This is a genomic window from Neobacillus massiliamazoniensis (assembly GCF_001048695.1).
GTDB classification, from domain to species: Bacteria; Bacillota; Bacilli; order Bacillales; family Cytobacillaceae; genus Neobacillus; species Neobacillus massiliamazoniensis.
On the sequence record NZ_CVRB01000001.1, the window covers coordinates 461,765 to 485,493 of the forward strand.

The 23,729-nt window shown below is 38.5% G+C and carries 21 protein-coding genes; 2 read left to right on the forward strand and 19 right to left on the reverse strand.

Annotated features, from left to right (window positions below):
- Positions 1-188: 188 nt before the first annotated feature.
- The 14 genes from murD to BN1082_RS02365 all read right to left on the reverse strand — a co-directional run bounded on the left by murD (position 189) and on the right by BN1082_RS02365 (position 17,372).
- Positions 189-1,541 carry a UDP-N-acetylmuramoyl-L-alanine--D-glutamate ligase gene (murD, locus tag BN1082_RS02295; protein ID WP_090630273.1) on the reverse strand — a complete coding sequence of 451 codons (1,353 nt, stop codon included), beginning with the start codon at positions 1,539-1,541 and terminating at the stop codon, positions 189-191.
- Positions 1,542-2,516, reverse strand: a complete 975-nt coding sequence (mraY, locus tag BN1082_RS02300; protein ID WP_090630275.1) for a phospho-N-acetylmuramoyl-pentapeptide-transferase — start codon at positions 2,514-2,516, stop codon at positions 1,542-1,544.
- Between the two features lie 2 nt (positions 2,517-2,518).
- The gene (locus tag BN1082_RS02305; RefSeq protein ID WP_090630277.1) at positions 2,519-2,959 is read right to left on the reverse strand and encodes a hypothetical protein; all 441 of its coding nucleotides are present in this window, start codon (positions 2,957-2,959) and stop codon (positions 2,519-2,521) included.
- Positions 2,950-4,422 (reverse strand): UDP-N-acetylmuramoyl-L-alanyl-D-glutamate--2,6-diaminopimelate ligase, encoded by a 1,473-nt coding sequence (locus BN1082_RS02310; RefSeq protein ID WP_090630279.1) that lies wholly within the window; start codon positions 4,420-4,422, stop codon positions 2,950-2,952. The genes BN1082_RS02305 and BN1082_RS02310 overlap by 10 nt, the downstream gene beginning before the upstream one ends.
- A 173-nt stretch (positions 4,423-4,595) precedes the next feature.
- Positions 4,596-6,518: a stage V sporulation protein D gene (locus BN1082_RS02315; RefSeq protein WP_090630282.1), complete on the reverse strand. Its 1,923-nt coding sequence runs from the start codon at positions 6,516-6,518 to the stop codon at positions 4,596-4,598.
- A gap of 138 nt (positions 6,519-6,656) precedes the next feature.
- A complete protein-coding gene (locus tag BN1082_RS02320; protein ID WP_090630285.1) occupies positions 6,657-8,945 on the reverse strand; it encodes a penicillin-binding protein in 2,289 nt (762 codons plus the stop codon).
- Positions 8,942-9,301 carry a cell division protein FtsL gene (ftsL, locus tag BN1082_RS02325; RefSeq protein WP_090630289.1) on the reverse strand — a complete coding sequence of 120 codons (360 nt, stop codon included), beginning with the start codon at positions 9,299-9,301 and terminating at the stop codon, positions 8,942-8,944. The genes BN1082_RS02320 and ftsL overlap by 4 nt, the downstream gene beginning before the upstream one ends.
- A gap of 58 nt (positions 9,302-9,359) precedes the next feature.
- The gene (gene rsmH, locus BN1082_RS02330) at positions 9,360-10,292 is read right to left on the reverse strand and encodes a 16S rRNA (cytosine(1402)-N(4))-methyltransferase RsmH (protein WP_090630290.1); all 933 of its coding nucleotides are present in this window, start codon (positions 10,290-10,292) and stop codon (positions 9,360-9,362) included.
- 67 nt (positions 10,293-10,359) lie between these two features.
- Positions 10,360-10,791: a division/cell wall cluster transcriptional repressor MraZ gene (mraZ, locus tag BN1082_RS02335; RefSeq protein WP_090630293.1), complete on the reverse strand. Its 432-nt coding sequence runs from the start codon at positions 10,789-10,791 to the stop codon at positions 10,360-10,362.
- 144 nt (positions 10,792-10,935) lie between these two features.
- Positions 10,936-12,567 carry a bacillithiol biosynthesis cysteine-adding enzyme BshC gene (gene bshC, locus BN1082_RS02340; protein ID WP_090630295.1) on the reverse strand — a complete coding sequence of 544 codons (1,632 nt, stop codon included), beginning with the start codon at positions 12,565-12,567 and terminating at the stop codon, positions 10,936-10,938.
- A 383-nt stretch (positions 12,568-12,950) separates the two neighbouring features.
- Positions 12,951-13,850, reverse strand: a complete 900-nt coding sequence (locus BN1082_RS02350; protein ID WP_090630301.1) for a 2-dehydropantoate 2-reductase — start codon at positions 13,848-13,850, stop codon at positions 12,951-12,953.
- A 400-nt stretch (positions 13,851-14,250) separates the two neighbouring features.
- Complete coding sequence (locus BN1082_RS02355; RefSeq protein ID WP_090630303.1) at positions 14,251-15,792, reverse strand: acyl-CoA carboxylase subunit beta; 1,542 nt, start codon at positions 15,790-15,792, stop codon at positions 14,251-14,253.
- 16 nt (positions 15,793-15,808) lie between these two features.
- On the reverse strand, positions 15,809-16,021 hold the full coding sequence (locus BN1082_RS02360; protein ID WP_090630308.1) for a biotin/lipoyl-containing protein: 213 nt from the start codon (positions 16,019-16,021) through the stop codon (positions 15,809-15,811).
- Positions 16,022-16,034: 13 nt separating this feature from the next.
- Positions 16,035-17,372, reverse strand: a complete 1,338-nt coding sequence (locus BN1082_RS02365) for an acetyl-CoA carboxylase biotin carboxylase subunit (RefSeq protein ID WP_090633095.1) — start codon at positions 17,370-17,372, stop codon at positions 16,035-16,037.
- Between the two features lie 273 nt (positions 17,373-17,645).
- Here BN1082_RS02365 and BN1082_RS02370 point away from each other — a divergent pair, with 273 nt between their 5' ends.
- A complete protein-coding gene (locus BN1082_RS02370) occupies positions 17,646-18,119 on the forward strand; it encodes an N-acetyltransferase (RefSeq protein WP_090630310.1) in 474 nt (157 codons plus the stop codon).
- Positions 18,120-18,257: 138 nt separating this feature from the next.
- Here the strand turns inward: BN1082_RS02370 and BN1082_RS02375 are convergent, their stop codons facing one another.
- The 4 genes from BN1082_RS02375 to BN1082_RS02390 form a co-directional block, all read right to left on the reverse strand.
- Positions 18,258-18,887, reverse strand: a complete 630-nt coding sequence (locus BN1082_RS02375; protein WP_090630312.1) for an RsfA family transcriptional regulator — start codon at positions 18,885-18,887, stop codon at positions 18,258-18,260.
- Between the two features lie 76 nt (positions 18,888-18,963).
- Positions 18,964-19,731, reverse strand: a complete 768-nt coding sequence (locus tag BN1082_RS02380; RefSeq protein WP_090630315.1) for an enoyl-CoA hydratase/isomerase family protein — start codon at positions 19,729-19,731, stop codon at positions 18,964-18,966.
- Positions 19,732-19,854: 123 nt separating this feature from the next.
- Positions 19,855-20,028, reverse strand: a complete 174-nt coding sequence (gene rpmF / locus BN1082_RS02385; RefSeq protein WP_007086250.1) for a 50S ribosomal protein L32 — start codon at positions 20,026-20,028, stop codon at positions 19,855-19,857.
- 83 nt (positions 20,029-20,111) lie between these two features.
- On the reverse strand, positions 20,112-20,636 hold the full coding sequence (locus tag BN1082_RS02390) for a YceD family protein (RefSeq protein WP_090630317.1): 525 nt from the start codon (positions 20,634-20,636) through the stop codon (positions 20,112-20,114).
- 309 nt (positions 20,637-20,945) lie between these two features.
- Here BN1082_RS02390 and BN1082_RS02395 point away from each other — a divergent pair, with 309 nt between their 5' ends.
- Positions 20,946-22,160 carry a nucleotidyltransferase gene (locus BN1082_RS02395; RefSeq protein ID WP_090630320.1) on the forward strand — a complete coding sequence of 405 codons (1,215 nt, stop codon included), beginning with the start codon at positions 20,946-20,948 and terminating at the stop codon, positions 22,158-22,160.
- A gap of 548 nt (positions 22,161-22,708) precedes the next feature.
- Here the strand turns inward: BN1082_RS02395 and BN1082_RS02400 are convergent.
- Positions 22,709-23,725, reverse strand: a complete 1,017-nt coding sequence (locus BN1082_RS02400) for a SepM family pheromone-processing serine protease (RefSeq protein WP_090630323.1) — start codon at positions 23,723-23,725, stop codon at positions 22,709-22,711.
- Between the last annotated feature and the right edge of the window lie 4 nt (positions 23,726-23,729).

A 23,729-nucleotide genomic window follows, 5' to 3' on the forward strand; every position in this document is an offset into this window, starting at 1 on the left:
TTGTCCAGCTTCAGCACCTAGCCCTCGAGGTCATAAGCCACTCCCAAAATGAGGGCAAAAAGCGCCTTCTTTTTGGGAGCGTCTTATGCTTGTCGGGGCTGAGCATTAAGGAAAACTTCCTTGAAATGCTCCGCAGGAACAAGCTGTGCTTGTTCCGAAGGCGCTTCCGCTTTTCTTGGGACAAACCCTTACTTAAGCTTATGCACGGCCTCGATAAAAATGTCTCCCCTGATTTCAAAACTTATATATTGATCCCAACTGGCACAAGCGGGAGACAATAAAATAATATCACCTGATTCTGAATATCGGTAAGCTTCAGGCACAGCCTTTTCAACATTATCGACTCGCTTGATATTTTTTATTCCTGCCTCTCTTGCGACTCTTTCAAGTTTTGGCGCTGTTTCGCCAAATGTAATGAGTGCCTTCACATTCTTGAAATACGGTATCAGTTCATCAAATTCATTGCCACGGTCGAGTCCACCCGCTAGTAAAACGATAGGTGTATCAAACGCTGTCAAAGCTTTAACCGTTGCTAAAATATTGGTTGCTTTAGAATCGTTATATACTTTAATACCGTTTATTTCTTCCACGAATTGCAGGCGGTGCCTGACACCAGTAAATGTTCTTAGGACTTCTTGAATGGCGGTATTTTCAACACCTGAAAGCTTGCTGGCAGCCATTGCTGAAAGGATATTTTCTAGATTATGGGTTCCTGGTAAGGCTATGTCTTTGATTTCCATTACTCTTTCGCCATCAAAGCATATCCAACCATTACGAATATCTGCGCCATTTAAAACCTGCTTCTTCGTTGAAAAAGGGACAATGGTAGCCTTCGAGTTGCGCGCAATATCAAACGTTTCTTCCTGATCTGCATTGATGATTAAATATTCATCGTCTGTTTGATTTTTCGTAATATTGGATTTTGCCTCAAAGTAGTTTTTCCTTGTACCATGGTAATCCAAATGAGCATCATATAGGTTTGTTATAATTGCAATTTTCGGATTAAAGGTTTCAATCCCCATTAATTGAAATGATGACAGCTCAATAACAATCGCATTGTCTTTTGTTGCTGTTTCCGCTACACCAGAAGCGACAGTTCCAATATTACCTGCGATTAACGGCTGTTTGTTTCCTTTCTTCAACATTTCAAAAACTAAGGTTGTTGTTGTTGTTTTACCATTTGTTCCAGTAATTCCGACAAAAGGAGCTTCTGCTATTTGATAGGCAAGCTCCACTTCCGTGATAACAGGGATCCCTTTTTCAAAAGCCCCTTCTATCATTGGATTGGTATAAGGAATTCCAGGATTTTTTACAATCAGTTCAAAGCCTTCATCAAGAAGCTCAATAGGATGCTCACCGCAAATAACCTTAATACCCTGTTCTAATAGTCCCTGTGCTGCTGGGTTTTCGGACAATGGTTTTTTATCATTAACAGTAACAAATGCACCAAGCTTATGTAATAGACTTGCGGCAGTTACTCCGCTTTTTGCCAAACCCAAAACGAGTATTTTTTTATGAAGATACGTTTCTATTTTTTTCACTTACAACCACACCTCGATATAAATTCCAAGTATTGCGCATATTAATCCTACACTCCAAAACGTCACAACGACCCGCCATTCTGACCAACCAGAAAGTTCATAATGATGATGTAATGGACTCATTTTAAAGATTCGTTTTCCTGTCGTTTTGAAAGAAATAACCTGCAAAATAACAGATAATGTTTCCATTACAAATACTGCACCAATTAGAAGAAGTAAAAATTCAAGCTTCGTCAAAATCGAAATAGCGGCAATGGCGCCACCAAGTGCCAACGATCCCGTGTCTCCCATGAATACCTTTGCCGGATGTGCGTTAAAGACGAGAAAACCTAAGACGGCCCCGACAACCGCCACCGAAAAGATTGCTATTTCCATTTCGGATTGATTCCAGGCGAGAACAGCATACGCACCAAAAGCAATCGCCGCGGTACCTGATAATAGTCCATCTAACCCATCTGTTAAGTTAACCGCATTGGAAAAGCCAACGAGCCAAAAGATAATAAAAAACACAAATAACCACCCAAAATCAATTGATTGCGATGTAAAAGGCAGTTTGATTTCAGTCGGATACCCATTATGTTTATAGACTAGATAAAAAATGACAGAAATAATAATTTGCCCTAAGAGCTTTTGCTTTGAGGTTAATCCAAGATTCCGCTTCAAAACAACTTTTATAAAATCATCTAAAAACCCAAGCAGCCCAAATCCAACTGTAACTAGCAACAGTAAATAGGTTTTTACACCTGGTTCTGAAAATTTCCCTGTCATTACTAGTGTTGTAATAATAATAGAAAATAATATCATAATCCCGCCCATCGTCGGTGTACCAGTTTTCTTTAGGTGGGATTTTGGTCCTTCCTCACGGATGCTTTGTCCAAATTTTAACCTTCTTAAGAAAGGAATAAAAAGTGGAGATAATAATACAGTAATTAAAAAACCCATAATGATTGAGAATAAGATAACTTGCTCCAACATTTTTATTCCCCCCTTCCCATATTCTCCAAATTGCTTCTATCTGAAATTTTTTCCAGCATTACCGCTATATCATATGATAAATCATTTTTATTAAGAACAAATTTAGTTGTTTCCATTTCCTTAGTCTCTTCCCCACTTAATTTTTCAAGATAAAATTGTACAACCATTTGCAGCGCTTCTACCAGGTTGGAAGTAAAAAACAATGGGAAATGATTAGGAGTATATCTTGGGAGTTTTTTTCCCTTATCCCAAATAGCGGCGATTGCTCCATTGGCAATCGCCTCTTGTAATTCCCCGCCATCTGATTCTCCGCTTAATGGTATATAAACGCCCTTCGGCTGTCTGCACTTCGAATCATCCGTAAATGTAAACACCGAAAGGTCAACTTGTGCACCCCTGTGATCATTAAACAAAAATGCCAAGTCTTTTAAATCTAAATACATTTTAATCTCTCCTCGATTGCTTCCCTTACGACGATTCGATCATCAAAATCGAAAACATCATCTCCAATGATCTGATAGGTTTCATGCCCTTTACCGGCTATTAAAATCGCATCATCACAAGAAGCCTGCTCGATAGCTGCCCATATGGCCTCTTTTCTGTCTAGTTTCACTAAATACTTTTCGTCATACACACCAGCTTCCATATCCTTTAAGATCGCTGAAGGATCCTCACTTCTTGGGTTATCGGAAGTAAAAATTACATCAGTTCCATATTTACAAGCAATTTGTGCCATCAATGGCCGTTTAGACCGATCTCTGTCACCACCACAACCAATTATGACAAAAATTCGTTTTTTTGCAAACTGTTGAATGGTTTTTAGGACATTTTCCAGGCCATCTGGTGTGTGAGCATAATCAACAACAACCGTGTAATTTTGGCCGGCATCTACAAGTTCAAACCTTCCAGCTACTCCTATTACATTTTCAACAGATTGAATGATGTTGTTAATTGGAATGCCTGACACCAATGCAGCAGCAATGCTTGCTAAAACATTATAAACACTGAATTTTCCAATTAGTCGAAGCTTTAATGGATAAATATTTCCCTGAACAACTAAATCACAGGCAGTACCCGAAGAGTTCATCTCGATATTTCTTGCCATAATATCTGCTTCATGATCAATTCCATATGTAACGACATGGGCGACAGTCGATTTTTGATATAAAATCGAGACAGGATCATCATTATTTAGAACAGCAAACCTAGGCCTGGTTGGGTTAAACGTATTTCCAAGGCGGGAAAACAATAGCCCCTTCGCCTTCATATATTCCTCCATTGTTTTATGATAATCGAGATGGTCCTGCGTCAAATTGGTAAAGACAGCAATATCATAATCACAACCATGCACTCTCCCAATATCCAATGCATGCGAAGAAACCTCCATGACAGCAAATTGAACTTCACGTTGAATCATTTGATGAAAGATTCTTTGAAGTGTCAAACTATCAGGAGTCGTGTTTTTCGTTTCGATGATTTCATCAGCAACCTTTGTAAACATCGTTCCGATTAGGCCTGTCTTTTTATTTGCTTCAAAAAATATTTTTTCAAGCAAATGACTAGTTGATGTTTTTCCATTTGTCCCCGTTATCCCAATTAACCTAAGATTTCTGGTTGGATGCGCGTAAAAAGCATCTGCTAGGACAGCCATAGCCCTTACCGTGTCTTTCACAATAATAACAGGTACAGAAAGGGACAGCGAGCGCTCAGCTAATATAGCTGCAGCCCCTTTTTGAACGGCAGATTCAGCAAAATCGTGTCCGTCCACTGTGAATCCATTTATACAAATAAATAAGCTTCCTGTCTGTACTTTTCTGCTATCATTTTCAATCGAGGTGATTTCTGGATTTTCTCCACGAAAAGGAACTAATGGATGCAAATGTTCGAGCAGTTCTTGTAGTTTCATTTTCTCTCAACCCTCTCTTGACATTACATATTTTTATCATATATATGTCATGCAAAAGTATTCTGGTGAAAGTTCCACCTTATTTTACATGATATTAAAACTTTTTACCATGTTGCTTTTCCGTTATAAGAAAAATGAGGCGGAGGAAAATCATTCCAGCCGCCGATCCCGATTTAATTATCTTTTTTCCCAAAATAAAGTTTAATCTTTGATCCTTCTTTTACTCTCGTTCCTGGATCTGGAGATTGCCTTACAACGACATCACCTTCTCCGTAAGCATCAATTTGAAGATTCACATCTTCTCCCATAAGTTGACTTCGAGTAAAACCTGAAAAATCAGGTAGTTCGATTAATGGAGTATCCTGCCAAGTCATTTTCTTTTCGATTTGATCTTTCCTTGGCTCCACACCCATTGCTCTTAAGCTATCCTTCATTATATTTCCGACAATCGGAGCTGACACTGTTCCACCGAATGCTGTTACACCTTTTGGATTATCCACAGCAACATATACGACAATTTGCGGATCATCAGCTGGAGCAAACCCGATAAAAGAAACAATAAAGTTATTTTCTAAATACCTGCCGCCCTGGGCTTTTTGGGCAGTTCCAGTTTTTCCTCCGATTCGATAGGAATCAACAAACGCCTTGCCGCCAGTCCCTTGGGCAACCACGCTTTCAAGAGCATAGCGTATTTCCTTTGAAGTTGCCTCTGAAATGACTCTTCTCTTCTCAACAGGGGAGTTTCTCATAACCACTTCCTTTGTAACCGGGTCCACCAACTCCTTAGCAATATATGGCTTATAAAGGATTCCCCCATTTACCGCTGCCGCTACGGCCGTTACTTGTTGAATTGGTGTAACAGACACCCCTTGTCCAAACGCTGTTGTGGCTAGTTCAACAGGACCCACCTTGTTTAAATTAAATAAAATTCCTGTTCCTTCACCTTGTAAATCGATTCCCGTTTTTTGACCAAAACCAAAATCCTTAATATATTTGAACAATAAGTCTTTGCCAAGCCTTTGACCTAATTCTACGAAACCAGGATTACAGGAGTTTTGAACAACCTGTAAAAAGGTTTCACTGCCATGACCGCCTCTTTTCCAGCATTTAAGTGTTGCACCACCAACCTTAACATAGCCCGGGTCAAAGAATTGGTCTTTTTCTAAGTTCACTTTTTTTTCTTCTAATGCTGCTGCAAGGGTAATAATTTTAAAAGTAGAACCTGGCTCATAGGTCGACCAAACCGGAAGATTGCGGTTATATACCTCTTGCGGCACATTTCTAAAATTAGATGGATCAAAGGTTGGCCTGCTCGACATCGCTAGAATTTCACCATTGTTTGGATTCATGGCAATCGCAATGAGTCCATCTGGATTATAAGTTGATTGTGCGATATCAAGTTCTCTCTCCACAATCGTTTGTATTTTAGTATCAATTGTTAGCTTTAAATCTAATCCATTAACAGGAGGCTCGTAATCATCCGGCATATTATTCATTCGCTTCCCTTTCGCATCTGCGTAAAATTTAACCGAACCTCCTTTACCACTTAATTCTTTATCATAATATTTTTCGAGCCCCATCAAGCCCTGGTTATCCACTCCGGCAAAGCCTAAAACGTGTGACAGATAGCTTCCAAAGGGGTAATATCTTTTTGAATCTTCGCCAATATAAACTCCCTCAAGGCCTAGCTCTCTGACTTCCTTCGCCTTTTCATGGGAAATTTTTCTTCCTTCTTTAATCCTGACCATTCTCTCTTTTTGGGTAATATCGCGATAGGCTTTTTCCTTAGTCATTCCCAATACGGAGGCTAGCTTTTCTGCGGTTACAGCTGGGTCTTTTATTTGTCTTGGAACAACATATACTGTGGGAGTGCTGATATTTGTAGCTAACGGGACACCATTTCGGTCAACGATTTTTCCGCGTTCTGGTTCAAATGGTATATTTCTGCTCCAGGAACCCTTAGCTCCAGTAGTCAACCAATTCCCGAGAAAGAACTGTACATACCCTAGCCGAACATCGATCACGAGGAAGATTAAAACGCCAACAAACAATGCAATCATTAACCGTTTACGGACAGTTACATTCGAAACACGCATATTGTGAACGAGCCTCCTTTGCCTAGTCCGTTCATTTATATGCTTGTACTTTTTTATTTAGACCGCTAAAACGACAAAAAGAGGATATCTCAAAAGTGTTAATCCCTTTTGAGACATCCTCCTATTCACCTTCTATAATCACTGATTCTTTGGTTTATCTCCATTACTTTCTGAACCATTACTTCCATCATTACCATTACTTCCATTACTTCCATTTGCCCCATTATTTGTATTGGCATTTTGGTCTTGGGCCTGTGCTGCTTGATTCCACAGATCCTCAGGCGGTTTTAAGTCAACGATTAAGTTATCGCCATTCCTTAATATCGCTCCAGCCTTAATATTTTGAGAAGCGACATAGCCGCTGCCATTTGAAGTTATTTTTAGCCCAGCCATATTTGCTACCTTCATAACATCCCTTAATGACCAGCCAGTAAAATCAGGGGCAGGGATATCCCCATCCGTTTGAATAATCACTTTCTCACCATCGAGCGTGCTGGTACCTGCTTTTGGAAGCTGTGCGACAATTTTTTGACCATTTCCGAGAACCACAGTGTCAAATCCTTTATCTTTTAAGCTTTTTTCTGCATCAGATACGGATTTCCCAGATAGATTCGGCAGCTTACTCACCGCTGCGGTTTTTTGCGTTGATGGTTGGATGTTCAAATATTGAAGACTGTTTTTCATAACAGGTTTAAAAATCTCTGAAACAGGGATGGCACCTTTTTCATAATTATCGATTTGAGGTTGTTGAACGGCAACATAGACAATTAATTTCGGGTCATCTTTTGGAGCCATTCCTAAAAATGAAAATACATAATCTGACGGACCTGTTAAATAAGCGCCATTAGGACCAGGTATTTGCGCCGTCCCTGTTTTTCCGGCTACACTGTAACCGTCAATTTGATAATGGCTATAACCTGTACCTTTCGGCGAAGTAACAACCGTTTCAAGAACATCACGAACCTTTTTAGCTGTTTCAGCGGAAATCGGCGTTCCAGCTACTTCAGGTTCTTTTTGCTCGATAATTTTCCCAGTATCGTGGTCAACAATTTTATCGACAACATGGGGCTTCATCATTTTACCGTCATTTGCAACGGCCGTGGCTGCTTGAACTTGCTGAATAGGTGTAATCGCTGTTCCCTGACCAAACGCAGTAGTTGCCTTCTCAATTGGATATTGAAAGAGAATTTTACCAGAGGCTTCATTTGGGAGATCAATCCCTGTTGGTTTATCAAACCCAAATTTACTTAAATACTGCCGAAATTTATCAAAGCCAAGTTTTTCATTTGCAATCTTAGCAAACGCGACATTGGATGAGCGCTGTACACCTTCAAGATAAGTAATGTTCCCCCAGCCTGATGTATTCCAGTCATGAATAACAGGAGCATTGTCTGTTACTTTATATGAACCGGACGTGTACGTGTCATTTAGGTTTAATACATTTTCCTGAAGGGCTGCAGATAATGTAAAAATTTTCATGGTTGAACCAGGCTCAAAAGAATTTTCAATCGCCTCATTATGCCAGCTATCGGTAATTCCTTGCTTTGTTTCTGGATTAAACGATGGTCGTTGACCCATTGCTAAAATTTCACCAGTCTTCGGGTCCGCAACAATCGCAATAATTTTTTTAGGCTTATATTCATTCGCAACATTATTCATGGCATCTTCAACAAAGGTTTGAATCTTCTGATCAATGGTTAAATAAACATCATTTCCATTCTTTGCTGGCGTAATTTTTTCCTTTTTATCGGGCAATAAATAGCCCCATAGGTCACTCTCATAATTAATTTTTCCATCTTTTCCGGTTAGCTCAGAGTTAAGTGACTTCTCAATTCCCATTTTTCCGACCGTTTGATGAGTCCCATCTTTTTGTTCAACACGGTCGGTGTATCCAACTACATGGGATGCAAAAATACCGTTAGGATAAAAGCGTTTAGTATCTCGGACAAAAGTAATACCAGGGAGTTTTAATTTATCAATCTTATCCTTCGTTGAAGGATCAATGTTACTTCCTGCTTGCCCAAATTCAACCTGGAAAGCACCTTTTTTCGTTAATCTCTTATAAATATCTTCTTCACTCATATTAATGTACTGGGAGAGCTTTTGTGCTGTCATTTCCGGGTCAACGACATTTTTCGGGTCTTTAGGATTAGTGGTCGCCTTTTTATCTAATATAGCAACCATTTTGTAGGAGGCAGTATCCTCAGCAATCACCCCACCATTACGATCTAAGATGTCTCCTCTTTTCGCTTCCAAAACCCCTTGTCTACTATACTTTTGCTGTGCCTTGGCGACAAGGTTTTGCCCGTTTACCTCTCCCGTGATTTGAATAGAAAAATACCTTAAGATTAAAACAAAAAAGAGCAGGCTGAATATTAAAAACAAGCACGCTGCTCCGAAATTCATATATGGCTGTTTCTTAATCATTTCTGTTGCACAACCTTGACATTATTTTCGTTTAGTTGAAGTCCCATCTTCTTCGCTTTATCCCAAATTCGTTGATAATTACTCAATTCACTAACTTGTACCTGCAAATCACTATTGACCTTTTTTTGCTCTTTTATTGAGGTTTGGACATCTTGAACGTCCTTATTTACCTTATAAATTTGTGATTGAGTTGAAATGATATGAACTGCCCCGAAGCAAACAAGTCCAGCAAATACTAGACTAATCATTTTTTCCCCCGGTGTTAGCCAATACTTTTTTGTCTTAACATGTTGATGCTCTTGAATAGCAGGTTTTACCTGTTGCTGTTCTTGATACTTCCTGGCAAGATTACTCAAACTTTTCCCCTCCCGAAAATTTTCTTATCTTACTCTAGTATTAGAAGTTTCTGTTTTCTTATATTTTTTCTGCAATGCGAAGCTTTGCAGAACGTGCTCGGTTATTCATTGCTAATTCTTCTTCTGATGGAAGAATCGGTTTTCGTGTAATTAACTTTAAAATTGGTTGATATTCAACCGGTATAATCGGTATTCCTGGAGGTAAATCAGGTGATTCACTTGCCTTTTTGAAGGATGCCTTGCAAATTCGGTCCTCTAAGGAGTGAAAAGTAATTACGCTAATTCTGCCTTCTGGATTTAATAAATCAATCGCTTGCGTTAATGACTGCTCAAATACTGATAATTCATCATTGACAGCAATTCTAATCGCTTGAAAAATTCGCTTTGCAGGATGTCCGCCTTTTCTCCTCGCAGGAGCAGGAATGGCTTCCTTAATCAATTCTACTAACTCAAAGGTTGTTTCAATTGGCTTTGAATCTCTAGCCGCCTCAATTTTCCGGGCAATTTGTTTAGAAAATTTCTCCTCACCATAACGGAAAAAAATACGAACTAAATCTTCATATGACCAATGATTAACGACATCATAGGCTGAAATAGGGGAATCATGGTCCATTCTCATATCTAATGGTGCATCATGATGATAACTAAAGCCTCTTTCAGGAGTATCCAATTGAGGGGATGAAACACCTAAATCATAAAGGATTCCATCAACTTTATCCAAACCTACATTTTCAAGCTCTTCTTTTAAATATAAAAAATTGCTTTTAATAATTGTCAGTTTATCGTGATAGGCGGATAATTTCTCTCTTGCATTAGCGATAGCTGTTTCGTCTTGGTCAAAGGCGATTAGCCTTCCATTCGTCCCTAACTTCGACAGAATGACGGAGCTATGTCCGGCTCCACCCAACGTACAGTCAACATAAATACCGTCTGGTTTAATATTTAACCCTTCTACAGCTTCCTTTAACAAAACTGTTGTATGTTCAAACATGTTGTAACCACCTCTTTTTCCAATCGAACGATAAATAATAGAGTGTTATTTCAGAATAACTTCCCCATTATATATCAAACCCAATCATATTTTCTGCAATTTCAGCAAAAGATTCTTCCGACTGTGTAAAATATTCTTCCCAAATCTGCTTGCTCCAAATTTCAATTCGATTGGAAACACCCAAAATCACACATTCTTTATCCAATTTTGCATATGTCAGTAATGGGGTTGGGATATTGATTCTTCCCTGTTTATCAAGTTCGCTTTCTGTTGCTCCAGAAAAGAAGAATCTTGTAAATGCACGGGCATCCTTTTTGGTTAACGGCAGTCCTTTTAATTTATCTTCTAAAAGCTGCCATTCTGATAAAGGGTAACCAAATAAACATTGATCCAATCCCCGAGTAATAATAAACATGTCGCCAAGTTCTTCACGGAATTTGGAGGGCACAATCAAACGGCCTTTATTATCAATGCTATGATGGTATTCGCCCATGAACATACCCGCGACCCCCACTTTCTAATAAAAATGTACCACATTCCCCCACTTTCCACCACCTATTTTTTTACTATTTCATATTAATTTCATGTTACATGTTTATTTTTATAAAAAAAAAGAAACCTCACATAAAAATGTGAAGTTCCTCTATAGTTTGATGACCTTATGTTGGCCGTCAAATTCATAGTAATGGTCCATTAAATCCTTTATAAATCCTAGTCCGAATAGGTTTAAGTAATAGAAGATATTCCAAATTCTTTCCTGTGGAAATCCATCAGGTCTTAAAGCAAGATTAACGCGAGCATATTTCTTTAAAATGACATCATGTTTCTTTTTTACTGCTTCTTCTAGCTTATTCTGCATGAAGTCGATTTCCTTTAGTACGTACGCCTCATTTTTCTTTAACAATGGAAGAAGACCTTTAGCAAGCTGAGTTGTCTTAGCTTCGATTAACTGATATTGAGCTAATAATTGTTCCTTTGTTGAAGAAAACATTTCATCTACTTCTCTGTCTTTTATCGTTTCAAGGAACTTTTCTATTTCTAGATTTGTCCCCTCACTTAATACAGTTTGTAGATTTAAATGTAATTCGCACAAGTCTGTTTCAACAGATTGGTCAAGGAAGGTAATATTTAGTCGTGGAACGATGGGAGGCATTTTCATTTGAAAATGCTCAAAAACAAGTTTCAGCTCTGCCCAATAGGCTATTTCACCGGGACCTGCGATAAAAGCAAGTGTTGGAAACAGCCATTCTTGCATAATGGGCCTCGTCACCACATTGTTGCTCAATTTTTCAGGATGCTCTCTCGCCATTTCCACAAGTTCATCTCTAGTAAAGGCTATTGCGCCATTTTTCCCCACAAAACGTTCCGTTTCATCTATTTCAAGCAATAGCCGCTCACCGGCTCTTTGATCGTAATAAAATAAATTCGCTGCCCGTTCATTAGCCTCAATTGCAATTGGAAAACTTTTTTTGCGAATTTCTTTTTGCTGCTCTAGTAGCGAAAAAGTAATCGAGCGGTGGTGAAGAATTTGGGTGGTTAAGAATTCTGTTTGAAGCTGACGGAAGGAGGCATCCCCAGAATCAACCAATAACAGCCCATATTCCTTAAAAAGACTCATAATAATGTTTGCAAAGAAATCAACGAATGAAGTTGAACTTTTTAATTGTTCTTCTGCAAACTCGAGTAAATTCTTTGTATGTTCCGTCTCTCCAAAATTCTTAATGATATTGTGCACCCATTGTAAGCAAAGATCTTTATTTATCTTTACATCAGACACCATTTTCTTTTGCAGCATTTTCTCAGGATAAATCCATTTATCTGCTCTTTCCTCCACTGGGACAAATACATGATTTACCTCTTGAAAATCATGGTCTTCCCCAGCAATCCAAAAAACAGGAACCACAGGAACACCAAGCTCTCTTTCCTTTTGTTCAGCTAATTTGATAATAGAAATTACTTTATGAATCGAATAAAGCGGACCGGTGAGGATGCCAGCTTGTTGACCACCAATCACAACCACACTATTATTTTGTTTTAGTTTAGCAATCGACCTTTCAACCGCATTCGATGATGGGAAGCGCTTCATAAAAGTATTAATATAGGCAGCAACTTCCTTTCTTGGAATCACTCGATTATTTAGTTCCGCTAATCTTTTTTGATCTTCAGATGCATCATTGAAGCGATAATGGAAAAATGACTGAATATCATCTGATTGTGCTAAATAATCCGAAGCAAATCGATTTGTTGCTGGTAAAGAGAGATTTAAAATCTCCATTTAAGTACTCCCCTTCTGGTTAAAACCTAATCATTCGTTAAAAAGTATAGCATTATCCGTTAATTTTCAAAAAAACTTTGCCTAAAAAAATGAAATTTTCATTTACAAAAGGGAAAACTCAATGCATTTTCAATTAATCCATAAAAACATAATAGAAATATATGACTTAAAAAGGAAAATAATAAATAAAGGCTGTGTTAAACTTGCCTGTTGTTTTGCGCTCCAGGCACTTCGCTTTCCGCGGGCGTTCCGAGGAGCCTCCTCGGCGCTGAAGCGCCTGTGGGGTCTCCCCTGCCCCGTACTCCCGCAGGAGTCTCGCGCCTTCCGCTCCAATCAACATAGTTTCAAAAATCAACAATGACATTTAAAATAGCCTAAAAAAACTAACATTCCCTCCAACCATTTTCTTTCCCTTTTACTAAATCATATAGAGTTTCGATTAGAGGTGCCTTTTTTCCATTTTTAGTTGCTTCCTCTAATAAAAAGCCTAATATGGCATCTATTTCTGTTTTTCTGTTAGCTTCAACATCTTTCAGCATTGATGAACGGTTAGCAGCTGTTTGCCTGCAAATATGACAAATTTGCTCGAAATGTTGTTCAGCATGCTTCAAATTAACAATAGCAGCAACTTCAGCAAATAAGTTTCTCGCTGCCTTGTAATAATATGGATTCTCAAGCAATTGACCATTTTCTACCTGGAGAATAGCTGTTAACGGATTAATAATGGCATTAATGATTAATTTATGTAAAAGCATTTCGTAAAAATCATCATGTTCATTCATTAGGAAATCAGATGGAAGTGCTGTTGCAAGAACATGAAGGGCAGTTGGATCTCCCTTAAAAACAGCAACCTTCGTCACACCTTCTCCGTTATGACAAACCGTATTCATATTTACTTTCATCGCACCGTGCTCCACAGATCCTACAAAAATATTTTCTGCAGGGATCTTTTCAAGTAACTTTAAATGACCCATACCATTTTGTAGAAATAAAAGGTTTTTAGGCACAATCATTAGCTGCTTGATTTTATCAACAACAGCATTTAGCTGGTATTGTTTTACAGCAATTATTGTTACATCCTCTGTTCCATTCCATTTTGAAATAGGCATCGACTTTACAAATGAAATTCTTTGTTTTGATTCTTTCTGAAGGATTAGGCCGTGTTTATTTATCTCGTCTGCCTGCTCAATTGTCCTTGTATATATCGTTACCGAAAAATAATTATATAGGTAAGAAGCATACAACAATCCAATAGCACCAGCACCTATTATGCCAATTTGCATTAGAATCCCTCATTTTTTTCTTGTTTATCTATTATATTAGCAGAGATGAACTGTTTTTTGTAAGGATCATAACGAAGAAAAAAGAGCATGTCCCAAAAGTATCATAACTTTTAGGGGCACACCCTTTTTATTAATGGTCTGTTAAACTTGTCTGTTGATTTCCGCTCTAGTGGCGGTCCTGGGAGCCTCCTCGGCTCTACTGCGCCTGCGGGGTCTCTCCCGGACCCGTACTCCCGCAGGACATTGAATTACATCCTTGAAACCGCCCACGCACGAAGGAAATGCGATAGCATTTTTGAGGAGTCGAGCGCCTTCAGCTCCAATCATCAAAGCAGAAAAATTATCATGAACTTATACATATAGTAGTGTCTGTCACCTTTAGGGACATCCTCAGAATTTTTTAGACAGGATAAACCGGATGTTTACGTACACTAAAGTTCATTTCTTTTGTTTCATAATAGCTAAAACGTTCAATTAACACCTTCCTAAGCTCAGACGGTGCGACAATCTCATCAACGATGAGTTCGGAAGCAAGCTTGTAAATATCGATGTGCTCTTTGTATTCCTGATGCTTCTCTTGAACAAATGCAATCTTTTCTTTTGGGTCCGTGATTTCATTAATTTTATTTGAATAAACAGCATTTACGGCTGCTTCAGGGCCCATTACAGCAATTTGAGCAGTGGGCAAAGCGATGCAGCAGTCTGGTTCAAACGCAGGACCTGCCATTGCATAAAGACCAGCACCGTATGCTTTTCTCACAATAACGGAAATTTTCGGTACTGTAGCCGAACTCATTGCAGCTATTAATTTGGCTCCATGTCGGATAATACCGGCCCGTTCCACTTTTGTGCCAATCATGAACCCTGGCACATCTGCAAGGAACAATAACGGTATATGAAAGGCATCACAAAGCTGAATGAATTTTGCCGCTTTATCGGCAGAATCAACAAACAGAACGCCTCCTTTGACTTTTGGCTGATTGGCAATTATTCCAACTGCTCTGCCTTCCATTCTAGCAAATCCGGTAATCAATTCCGATGCAAATAATTTCTTTACTTCAAAAAAACTGTTTTGATCGATTAAGGCATCAATACATTCATACATATCAAAGGGAGCGTTTTGATTTTCAGGTATAATAGCTTCTAATTCACGACCTTGCTTAGCATCCATCCCGCTAATGAGTTTGGTCTTTTCTTTAAAATTCGCCGGAAAATAGCTTAAATATTTTTTTGCCGATTGGATTGCCTCTTCTTCACTAAAAGCAAGTACATCACCACAGCCGCTAACCGAACAATGCATCCGAGCCCCGCCCATTTCTTCAAGGGTAACCTTTTCCCCAATCACCTTTTCCGCCATTCGCGGTGAACCTAGGTACATGGAAGCATTTTTATCAACCATAATGACAAGATCGCAAAAGGCCGGGATGTATGCACCGCCGGCTGCAGACGGTCCAAATAGAATACATACTTGGGGAATCATTCCAGAAAGCTTCACTTGATTATAAAAAATCCGACCTGCTCCGCGTCGATTGGGGAACATGTCTAATTGATCAGTAATTCTTGCCCCCGCAGAATCGACTAGATAAAGTAATGGCACCTTTAGTTTTTCAGCTGTCTCTTGAATGCGGATAATTTTTTCAACCGTTCTTGCTCCCCAAGAACCCGCTTTAATGGTAGAATCATTCGCCATGACGCAAACGGTTTGACCATTAATTTTACCAATTGCAGTGACCACTCCATCGGCGGGTAAATCACCCGCTTTGAAATTAGCGAATTTACCATCCTCTTCATATTTACCATCATCAAATAATAAGGCAAGGCGGTCACGAACAAACAGTTTATTCTGTTCGTTTAACTTTTCATGATATTTCGGATGTCCACCTGCTTCAATCGTTTTTCTATTTTCATTTAACTGATCATTTAAAGTTTTTCCTAATACCACTTCTGTTCCTCCCCGTCTATACAAGTTCGATTAAAATATCGCCTTCATTGACAAAATCTCCGATGTTCACTTTTACTACTTTGACAACCCCTTCCGAAGTACTTTCAATTGGAATTTCCATTTTCATCGACTCGATCATAACCACTTCTCGTCCTATTGCAATTTCGTCACCATTTTCGACAAAAATATTTAATACCGTTCCTGCCATTGGAGCTGTGATCTCTTTCATTATTCCTCTCTCCTTATTTCACTAATTTTTTTGTTAAGAAACTTGTTGTATAATGACCTTTTTGGAAATCCTCTGCCGCGAGAACTTGTAAGAAAAGGGGCAGATTGGTTTTTATGCCTTCAATTTGTACTTCTTTAAAAAACGTTGTTGCAGATCTTAGGGCAGCATTCCGAGTGTCACCGGCAAAAATCACCTTTGCAATCATTGGATCATAGTAGGGGGTAACAGTACCTCCTTCTTCGTAGCCTGAATCAATTCGAACACCTGAGTGTCCACCCCAATTTAGCTTGGTAATTTTTCCTGGTGATGGGAGAAACCTCTCCGGGTCTTCAGCATATAAACGAAATTCAATCGCATGCCCTGTCGATTGAATTTCTTCTTGCAACAGTGGTAATTGTTCTCCACTTGCAACAAGAATTTGCCATTTTACTAAATCAAGACCCGTGATTGTTTCTGTGACAGGATGTTCTACTTGAAGCCTTGTATTCATTTCAAGGAAATAAAAATCCCCATTTTCATCGACAATAAATTCAATCGTCCCTGCATTCGTATAATGGACTGCTTGAGCAGCTTTAACAGCAGTATCATACATCTTCTTTCGAATTTCTTCGGAAAGGAACGGAGAGGGAGACTCTTCTATCACCTTTTGATGTCTTCGTTGAATGGAACAATCTCTTTCAAACAGATGAACCATGTTTCCATGTTGGTCGCCAAAAATTTGAACCTCTATATGTCTAGCATCGGCAATATATTTTTCTAGAAAAACCTCATCACTACCAAAATAGGCAAGGGCTCTCGACTTTGTTGTAGCAAACGACCTAACGAGCGCTTGCTCATTTTCACAAAGGACCATACCAATACCGCCACCTCCGCCGCTTGCTTTGAGCATGACAGGGTATCCAATAGTCTTTGCGAGAGAGCAGGCGTCCTCTATTGTCTTTAGACCGGTGGAGCTTCCTGGTACAACAGGAATTCCCGCTTGTTCCATCGTTTTTCGTGAAGCGATTTTATCACCCATCAATTTTATCGTCTCCGAGTCTGGGCCAATGAAGATAATCCCAGCTTTTGAAGCGCTTTCAGCAAACTCGTAGTTTTCTGATAAAAACCCATAACCTGGATGAATAGCATCCACACATTCCCTTTTGGCAATTTCTAAAATCTTATCAGTTTGAAGATAGGATTTGTTGACTGGAGCTTCACCTACACAAAATGCTTTCGATGCAGCCTTAACAAACGGCATATCTTTATCAGCTTCGGAATAAATAGCAATTGTTTCAATGCCCATTTTACGGCATGTGGTAATAATGCGAAGAGCGATTTCTCCTCTGTTGGCAATTAAAATTTTTTGCACCTTATTTCCCCTTTCTAATTGTATAGCTTCAGACACCATACGCCTTTCTTATCCCCTTTGATGCCATCACTAATATAATTTCTACAACTTTCTTTATATTCCTGCAATTTTTGAAAACAGTTATTAGTCTTTATTTGAAGAAATTTTTATTCTTTTGTTATATAATAATAGTAGTAATTCGTTTAGAATAATTAAAAAATTATTTTTCTTATCATATTTTGGATAAAAACCATATATACTATTTTTCCATTTATTATTTTAGGAGGTTACGATATGGGGTTAAAAGTAGAAAAACTAAAAATCAATTTTAAAACATTAGAAGAATTTAAGAAGTTTAAAGAATACGGGCTTCAAGAATTATCCATGCTGGAAGATTTTCAAGCAAATATCGTTGAGGATCATAATGTTTCTCCATTTTACGGTATTTATTTCGGTGACAAACTTATTGCACGTATGAGCTTATATCAAATTGACGCCAAATTCGATCGCTATTTTTATCCTCCACAAAATTATCTAGAACTATGGAAGCTTGAAGTATTATCTGATTACCAAGGAAAAGGCTATGGTAAACAACTCGTTGATTTTGCCAAGAGCTTTGGTTTGCCGATTAAAACGAACCCTAGAGTTCAATCACATGGTTTCTGGGAAAAAATGAACTTTTCCAAGGTCGATTATGAAATGGAACGCGACCGCGGAGAAAATCCACTTGTCTGGTATCCAGAAGGTGTTGAAGCACAGCAGCATTAATAGAAAAGTAAAAGCGCCAAGGGGCTTATGACCTTAAGCCCCTTGGCGCTGGAGATAGTCAATTCCATAATTTAAACCCTGAGTTTATTTGAAGAGAATGACCTAAAACAAAGAGTCAAATCGTTTTGGGTCATTCTTTTATTTTTCGACCCTTTCAAGATTTCCGTTTTTATCCATCTGAAATTTTACTTTCTGCTGGCGTTCCTCATCTTGAAGAACCACCATTTTTCTTGCTCGTTCCATAATTTCAATTAGCGAACGGTAATCTTCTTCAATTGCCTTTAAATTCTTTGAAAGTTTTTCATTTTCTGCTGCCAAATAAAACGTTTTCTTTTCTAACTCTTTGATTTTTTCAAAAGTCTTTTCTCTGTCTTCTTCCATACTATTTGTGGATTCTGCTTTTTTATAAAGTTGCTCTAAAAATTGGATGACCGACTGAAAACTGATTGCTCCATCTTGTTTTTCACTAGAGGCAAATTCTGTTTCGTCTAGACTTGCCATTTTCAATACATCAACATCCTCGGTCTGGACTGTATGTTTTTTTAATTCCTTCCTTTGTTTCTTTGCTAGCTCTATGCCAGTTTTATATTGCTTCCTTACAAACGAGTTCCAGCGAAAGCCGCATGCTGCTGAAGTACGGGAAAGTTGTTTCCCTACCTCCTCAAATGCCTGCAGCTGCGTTCCCCCTTCTCGAATATGTCTTAAGACAACTTCGGCAAGCAATAAATCCTCATCCTGGGACCATGCATCTTGGCGAGTAGGTGACATATGTTTTTCCCTCCTAGTGTTTTTATTCATACATATGCATCTACTAGAAAAGATAGACTTATCTCACAACCCAGATTTAATCTTTATTCTCTTTTTTCTGAATAAAGGCTTTTACATATGCGTGGTGTGCTTCCCTTTCCCAAAGAGAGGAGCAATTTAGGACTTCCTTTTCGATTCTTTCACGTAGATTTGTTTCTTCCCACTTTCTAATCCAAATCCTTTTATAAGCCTGAATAACCATTGTATCAGTAGTTAAAATTTTTTCTAAGAAAGTTTCGCAGGCTTTTAGAGGTTCTTGATTGAATATCGAATCAATAAAGCCTATTTCCTGTAAATACTCTGCCGTTTGCAGCTCAGCTTCCATCAGTAACTTCATCGTACTCGGAGCTGGGAGTTTTTCCGCTAAAATAGAGCCGCCACCCCATCCCGTTGTAATAGCCTGTTTTCCTTGAACAAACCCAGCTTTTATTCCACTGCGGGCCAACCGAAAATCACATGCTGCTGCCAATTCACATCCACCGCCAATAGCCGTTCCATTGATTAGAGCCAATGTTGGTTTAGACAATGTTAATAAGGCATATAAAATATGCGACATTTTTGAAAGCATCGGATAGGCTTCTTCCTTTGTTTGGAGCAGATGAAAAACAGATAGATCGCCGCCTGAACAAAAAGCATGATTTCCTGTTCCTGTAATGACTAAAGCTTTTATATCTGAATTCTCTGCAAGCTCGATTGCCTCTAATAAACCTTCCATCACTTCATAGTTTATGGCATTCCTTTTTTCACTTCTATTGATCGTAAATAATAAATACGGTTGGTCACGTTTTTCAATCTTATACGTCAAAGCTTCTCTTCCTTTCTTTTTATATTTATGACTGAATTGATAGTATGTATGAAAAATTAAATTGTTGAAACGACAAAAGCACAAGGGCAAAATGCTCCTTGTGCTTTCTATCCTAATTAGAAATTAGTCGTTAACTACTTCTTTACCTTTGTATGTTCCACAAGCTTTACATACGCGGTGAGCAAGTTTCATTTCACCACAGTTTGGGCATGCTACCATACCAGGAACGTTTAATTTAAAATGAGTACGACGCTTTCTTTTTGCAGTTTTAGAAGTTCTTCTAAAAGGTACAGCCATTCTTCCCACCTCCTTAAAGAGTATTAAGAAAGTAATGAAGGCCAGGAATGCTGGTTCTTCATTTTGCTCCTTGTTTTTGCCGATTATTCAGATGAAGAATCGTTTTCATCAAAAAATTTTGCAAGCCCTGCCAGACGAGGATCAATTTTTTTCGATTGTTCTTGTTCGTGAACAACTTCCCAATCCTTACCGAATTGTGGTGCAGCATCTTCACTATCCGTATCGTCGCAAAATACTTGCATTGGAACTTCAAGTAAAAGGATTTCTTGAATGATTGGCGTTAAATCAATCAGATCGCCCTTTACTCGATTTGCTTCCTCTTCAACATCATATTCTGATCCTTGAAAGAGGAATGTTTCAGTTATTTCGACATTAATTGGAAGTTTAACATCAACTAAGGTACGAGAACAAGGAAGGATTAAATGACCTTCTATTTTTAAATGGAATGTCACTTTAGTTGAATCAATATCACCCCGACCAGTAATATGCATCGGAGACACATCTCGGATTGTCGAATCATACTCTTTTATCTCATCAACCCGAATAATATCATCAACTAAAAAATCCTTGTTTCGATATTTTTGTAATTGACTTAATGTCCATTTCAATAAAATCACCCCAAGGCAACAAAGGTAATTATAGCTTTCGATTATATATTTGTCAATGTTTTTTCTTTACACCTAAAACTGATTAGATAAAAAGAATTCTTGCTCAAAAGCTTATATGTACTAGTTTAACCATTTACAAATAATACAATCACCATTATATTCTTTAAATATAATTGCTATAATGATAGTAATTTTCTTTTCATTAGGCTCTGTTAAACTTGCCTGTTGATTTCCGCTCCAATCAACATAGTGACAAAATCAACAATGAGCTTTAACATATCCTATAATTAAAACATAAGGAGAAAAAAAATGAAAGCTGTTGGATTGATTGTTGAGTACAACCCCTTTCATAACGGGCATGCCTATCATTTACAAGCAGCTAAAGATGCAACAAAAGCGGAAATTGTTATAGCGGTTATGAGTGGAAACTTTTTGCAAAGAGGGGAACCCGCCCTTGTTTCAAAATGGCAGCGAACAAGGATGGCATTGCTTAATGGGGTTGACATTGTCTTTGAACTCCCATATCAATTTGCTGTCCAAAAAGCAGAAACGTTTGCAAATGGTGCCGTTTCTATTTTAGATGCTACCGGCTGCGATTTTCTATGCTTTGGTAGTGAAAGCGGCGATATTAGCTTGTTCCATCGAACCATTGATTACTTGGAATTAGAGAAAAAAGCATTTGATGAAAAAGTAAAACAGTTTGTCACTACAGGAGTGAGTTATCCAAAAGCATTATCATTAGCTTTTCAACAATTAACTGATTCTCGAATGTATTTAGATTTGTCTAAACCTAATAATATCCTCGGAATTGAATACATAAAAGCGATCAAGAAACTGAAAAGCTCACTACAACCGATAACGATTACACGAAAAAATGCAGATTATCATGATGACCATTTTGCATCCGCAACCATAGCAAGTGCTACTAGTATTCGGAAGGCCCTTTTCACAACTGAAAATGATAACAGCTTAATTGAACAATATGTTCCTGAGCACACTAGCCAATTATTAGAGGAATATTATCATTATTATAGTGATTTTCATCAATGGGAAAATTATTGGGGCTTTTTACAATTCCGCCTTCTTCAATCAAGCCCGTATGAATTAAAAGAGATTTATGAGATCGAAGAAGGTATAGAAAACAGGCTGATTGCAGCGGCAATAGAGTCTCAGAACTTTAAGGAATTTATGGAAAAAATAAAAACAAAGCGATATACCTGGACGAGACTTCAACGGATGTGTACCCATATACTTACGAATGCAAGGAAAACGGAAATGACGGCAAATACGGAAAAGGCCACTTATTTAAGGCTTTTAGGAATGACACAAAAGGGGAAAGAGTACTTAAATAAAAGAAAAGCCCATTTCAGTCTGCCACTCGTCTCTAAATTATCTTCTTTTAAAGAAAAGGAAATTTCACTTGATATTAAGGCCGCTCGAATCTATTCTTTTGGTGTTCCAAACCATCTTCGATTAGAAATGGTTAAGAAAGAATTTCAACAGCCACCAATATATTTAGACTAAGAAAAGCGTAAGCGCCCTGTTCAGCGGCGTATGGCCTCCTCGAAAAAGCTAACGCTTTTTCTTCGTGCGATGCTAATGCTGCCGAAGCTTTCCTTGTGGAGCGCTCCAACTGAGATAAAGGAAAATAGAAAAGCGGAAGCGCCTTGATCAGGGGCGACAGGCATAAGACGAGCCGGCTTGAAGGTTGGTTTTTACCTTCATGACGGATTGGCTTATGACCCAAGCCCCTAGGCGCTGAAGCTAGACAACACGAAGAGCAGTAGGCGATTCGATGTTGACTTATCGTAGGGCGGAGAGCGAAGGACATTAGCCGCTAGGGCGCTGAAGCTGGACAATTCTCGAAGTCCAATGATATAAATTCTGATCATATAAAAAAAGATGATGCATCCGCACCATCTTTTTCTTTATGGTCTAGCTTCAGCGCCTAGCTCCTGTCGCTGCTCCTGCGCCACAGCTTATTCGAGGAAGTTAATGTTCAGCTCGTCGCATGCCTGCAAAGATGATTATTCAGCGGTGCAGGCATGCTGACCAAGGCGCTCCCGCTTTTCTTATTTATTAGGCAGTTTGTTAAGATAGTTGATTGCATCATCAAAGGTATCGACTGGGACAATTTTCATTTTCGTATGAATATCACGTGCAGTTTTAACAGCGGCAGGATAGTTTGAATCCTTACCCCCTTTTACATTTGGAGCAAAAAATATTTCTGCACCAGCTTTATCTGCAGCAACTATTTTTTGCTCAATTCCACCGATTGGTCCCACAGTCCCATCAGGGTCAATCGTACCAGTTCCTGCAATTTGATATCCTTTAGTATAGTCTTCTTTGTTTAATTGATTATAAATCTCTAAAGAAAACATCAGACCAGCTGAAGGTCCGCCAATCTCATCTGTTTTGACAGAAACTTCTGGGTCAACCAAGATTTCCTTGTCATCAACTAAAGAGATACCAATTCCAACTCGATTCGGTTCATTTTTAAATGGCTGAACCTTTAACTGAACCGTTTGTGTTTTGTTATTTCTTAAGAAAGTTAAGGTCACTTGATCACCGGCGTGTTTTTTTCCAACTAAATCAATAAACTCTTGAGAAGAAGCTAGCTGCTGTCCATCTACTTTATAAATTCGATCTCCTGCTTGGAGCTTTCCATCAGCCGGCATTCCAGGAACAACGTGAATCACATAAATCCCTTTATATTTGTATTGAACCGGGAGCCCTGCTTTACGATATGCAACCTCAATCGCATTTAATTTCGCCCCCTGCATTAAATAAAGCTGCTCCGCATTGTATTCTTCCTCTGTTACTTGTTTACCCAAAACCTCGTCTACCGAGTTCAGTTCATCATATTTAGAAAGCTTTGCACCAATATACGAATATATATTTGCTCTTCCCATTCTAACGGTTGTCAGCATAAAATTTCCTTTTTCCTTATAGCCATTGTCAACCTTTATAATCGGCTCTAGGTCTTTGGCCATTCCAGGCTCCGTTACATAATAGGGCAATGGATAATACATACCAATCAGGATCATCACAATCAAAATTAACGAAGTAATATATACTTTTTTACGCATCCAA

Excerpts from the sequence above, each read along its gene's own strand:
- rpmF (WP_007086250.1), bottom strand. The coding sequence starts at position 20,028 with ATGGCTGTACCTTTTAGAAGAACTTCTAAAACTGCAAAAAGAAAGCGT.
- rsmH (WP_090630290.1), bottom strand. The coding sequence starts at position 10,292 with ATGTTTGAACATACAACAGTTTTGTTAAAGGAAGCTGTAGAAGGGTTA.
- BN1082_RS02360 (WP_090630308.1), bottom strand. The coding sequence starts at position 16,021 with ATGAAAGAGATCACAGCTCCAATGGCAGGAACGGTATTAAATATTTTT.
- mraZ (WP_090630293.1), bottom strand. The coding sequence starts at position 10,791 with ATGTTCATGGGCGAATACCATCATAGCATTGATAATAAAGGCCGTTTG.
- BN1082_RS02370 (WP_090630310.1), top strand. The coding sequence starts at position 17,646 with ATGGGGTTAAAAGTAGAAAAACTAAAAATCAATTTTAAAACATTAGAA.
- BN1082_RS02305 (WP_090630277.1), bottom strand. The coding sequence starts at position 2,959 with ATGTATTTAGATTTAAAAGACTTGGCATTTTTGTTTAATGATCACAGG.
- BN1082_RS02400 (WP_090630323.1), bottom strand. The coding sequence starts at position 23,725 with ATGCGTAAAAAAGTATATATTACTTCGTTAATTTTGATTGTGATGATC.
- BN1082_RS02375 (WP_090630312.1), bottom strand. The coding sequence starts at position 18,887 with ATGTCACCTACTCGCCAAGATGCATGGTCCCAGGATGAGGATTTATTG.
- mraY (WP_090630275.1), bottom strand. The coding sequence starts at position 2,516 with ATGTTGGAGCAAGTTATCTTATTCTCAATCATTATGGGTTTTTTAATT.
- BN1082_RS02350 (WP_090630301.1), bottom strand. The coding sequence starts at position 13,850 with ATGCAAATTGGCATAATAGGTGCTGGTGCTATTGGATTGTTGTATGCT.
- BN1082_RS02395 (WP_090630320.1), top strand. The coding sequence starts at position 20,946 with ATGAAAGCTGTTGGATTGATTGTTGAGTACAACCCCTTTCATAACGGG.
- bshC (WP_090630295.1), bottom strand. The coding sequence starts at position 12,567 with ATGGAGATTTTAAATCTCTCTTTACCAGCAACAAATCGATTTGCTTCG.
- BN1082_RS02320 (WP_090630285.1), bottom strand. The coding sequence starts at position 8,945 with ATGATTAAGAAACAGCCATATATGAATTTCGGAGCAGCGTGCTTGTTT.
- BN1082_RS02310 (WP_090630279.1), bottom strand. The coding sequence starts at position 4,422 with ATGAAACTACAAGAACTGCTCGAACATTTGCATCCATTAGTTCCTTTT.
- BN1082_RS02315 (WP_090630282.1), bottom strand. The coding sequence starts at position 6,518 with ATGCGTGTTTCGAATGTAACTGTCCGTAAACGGTTAATGATTGCATTG.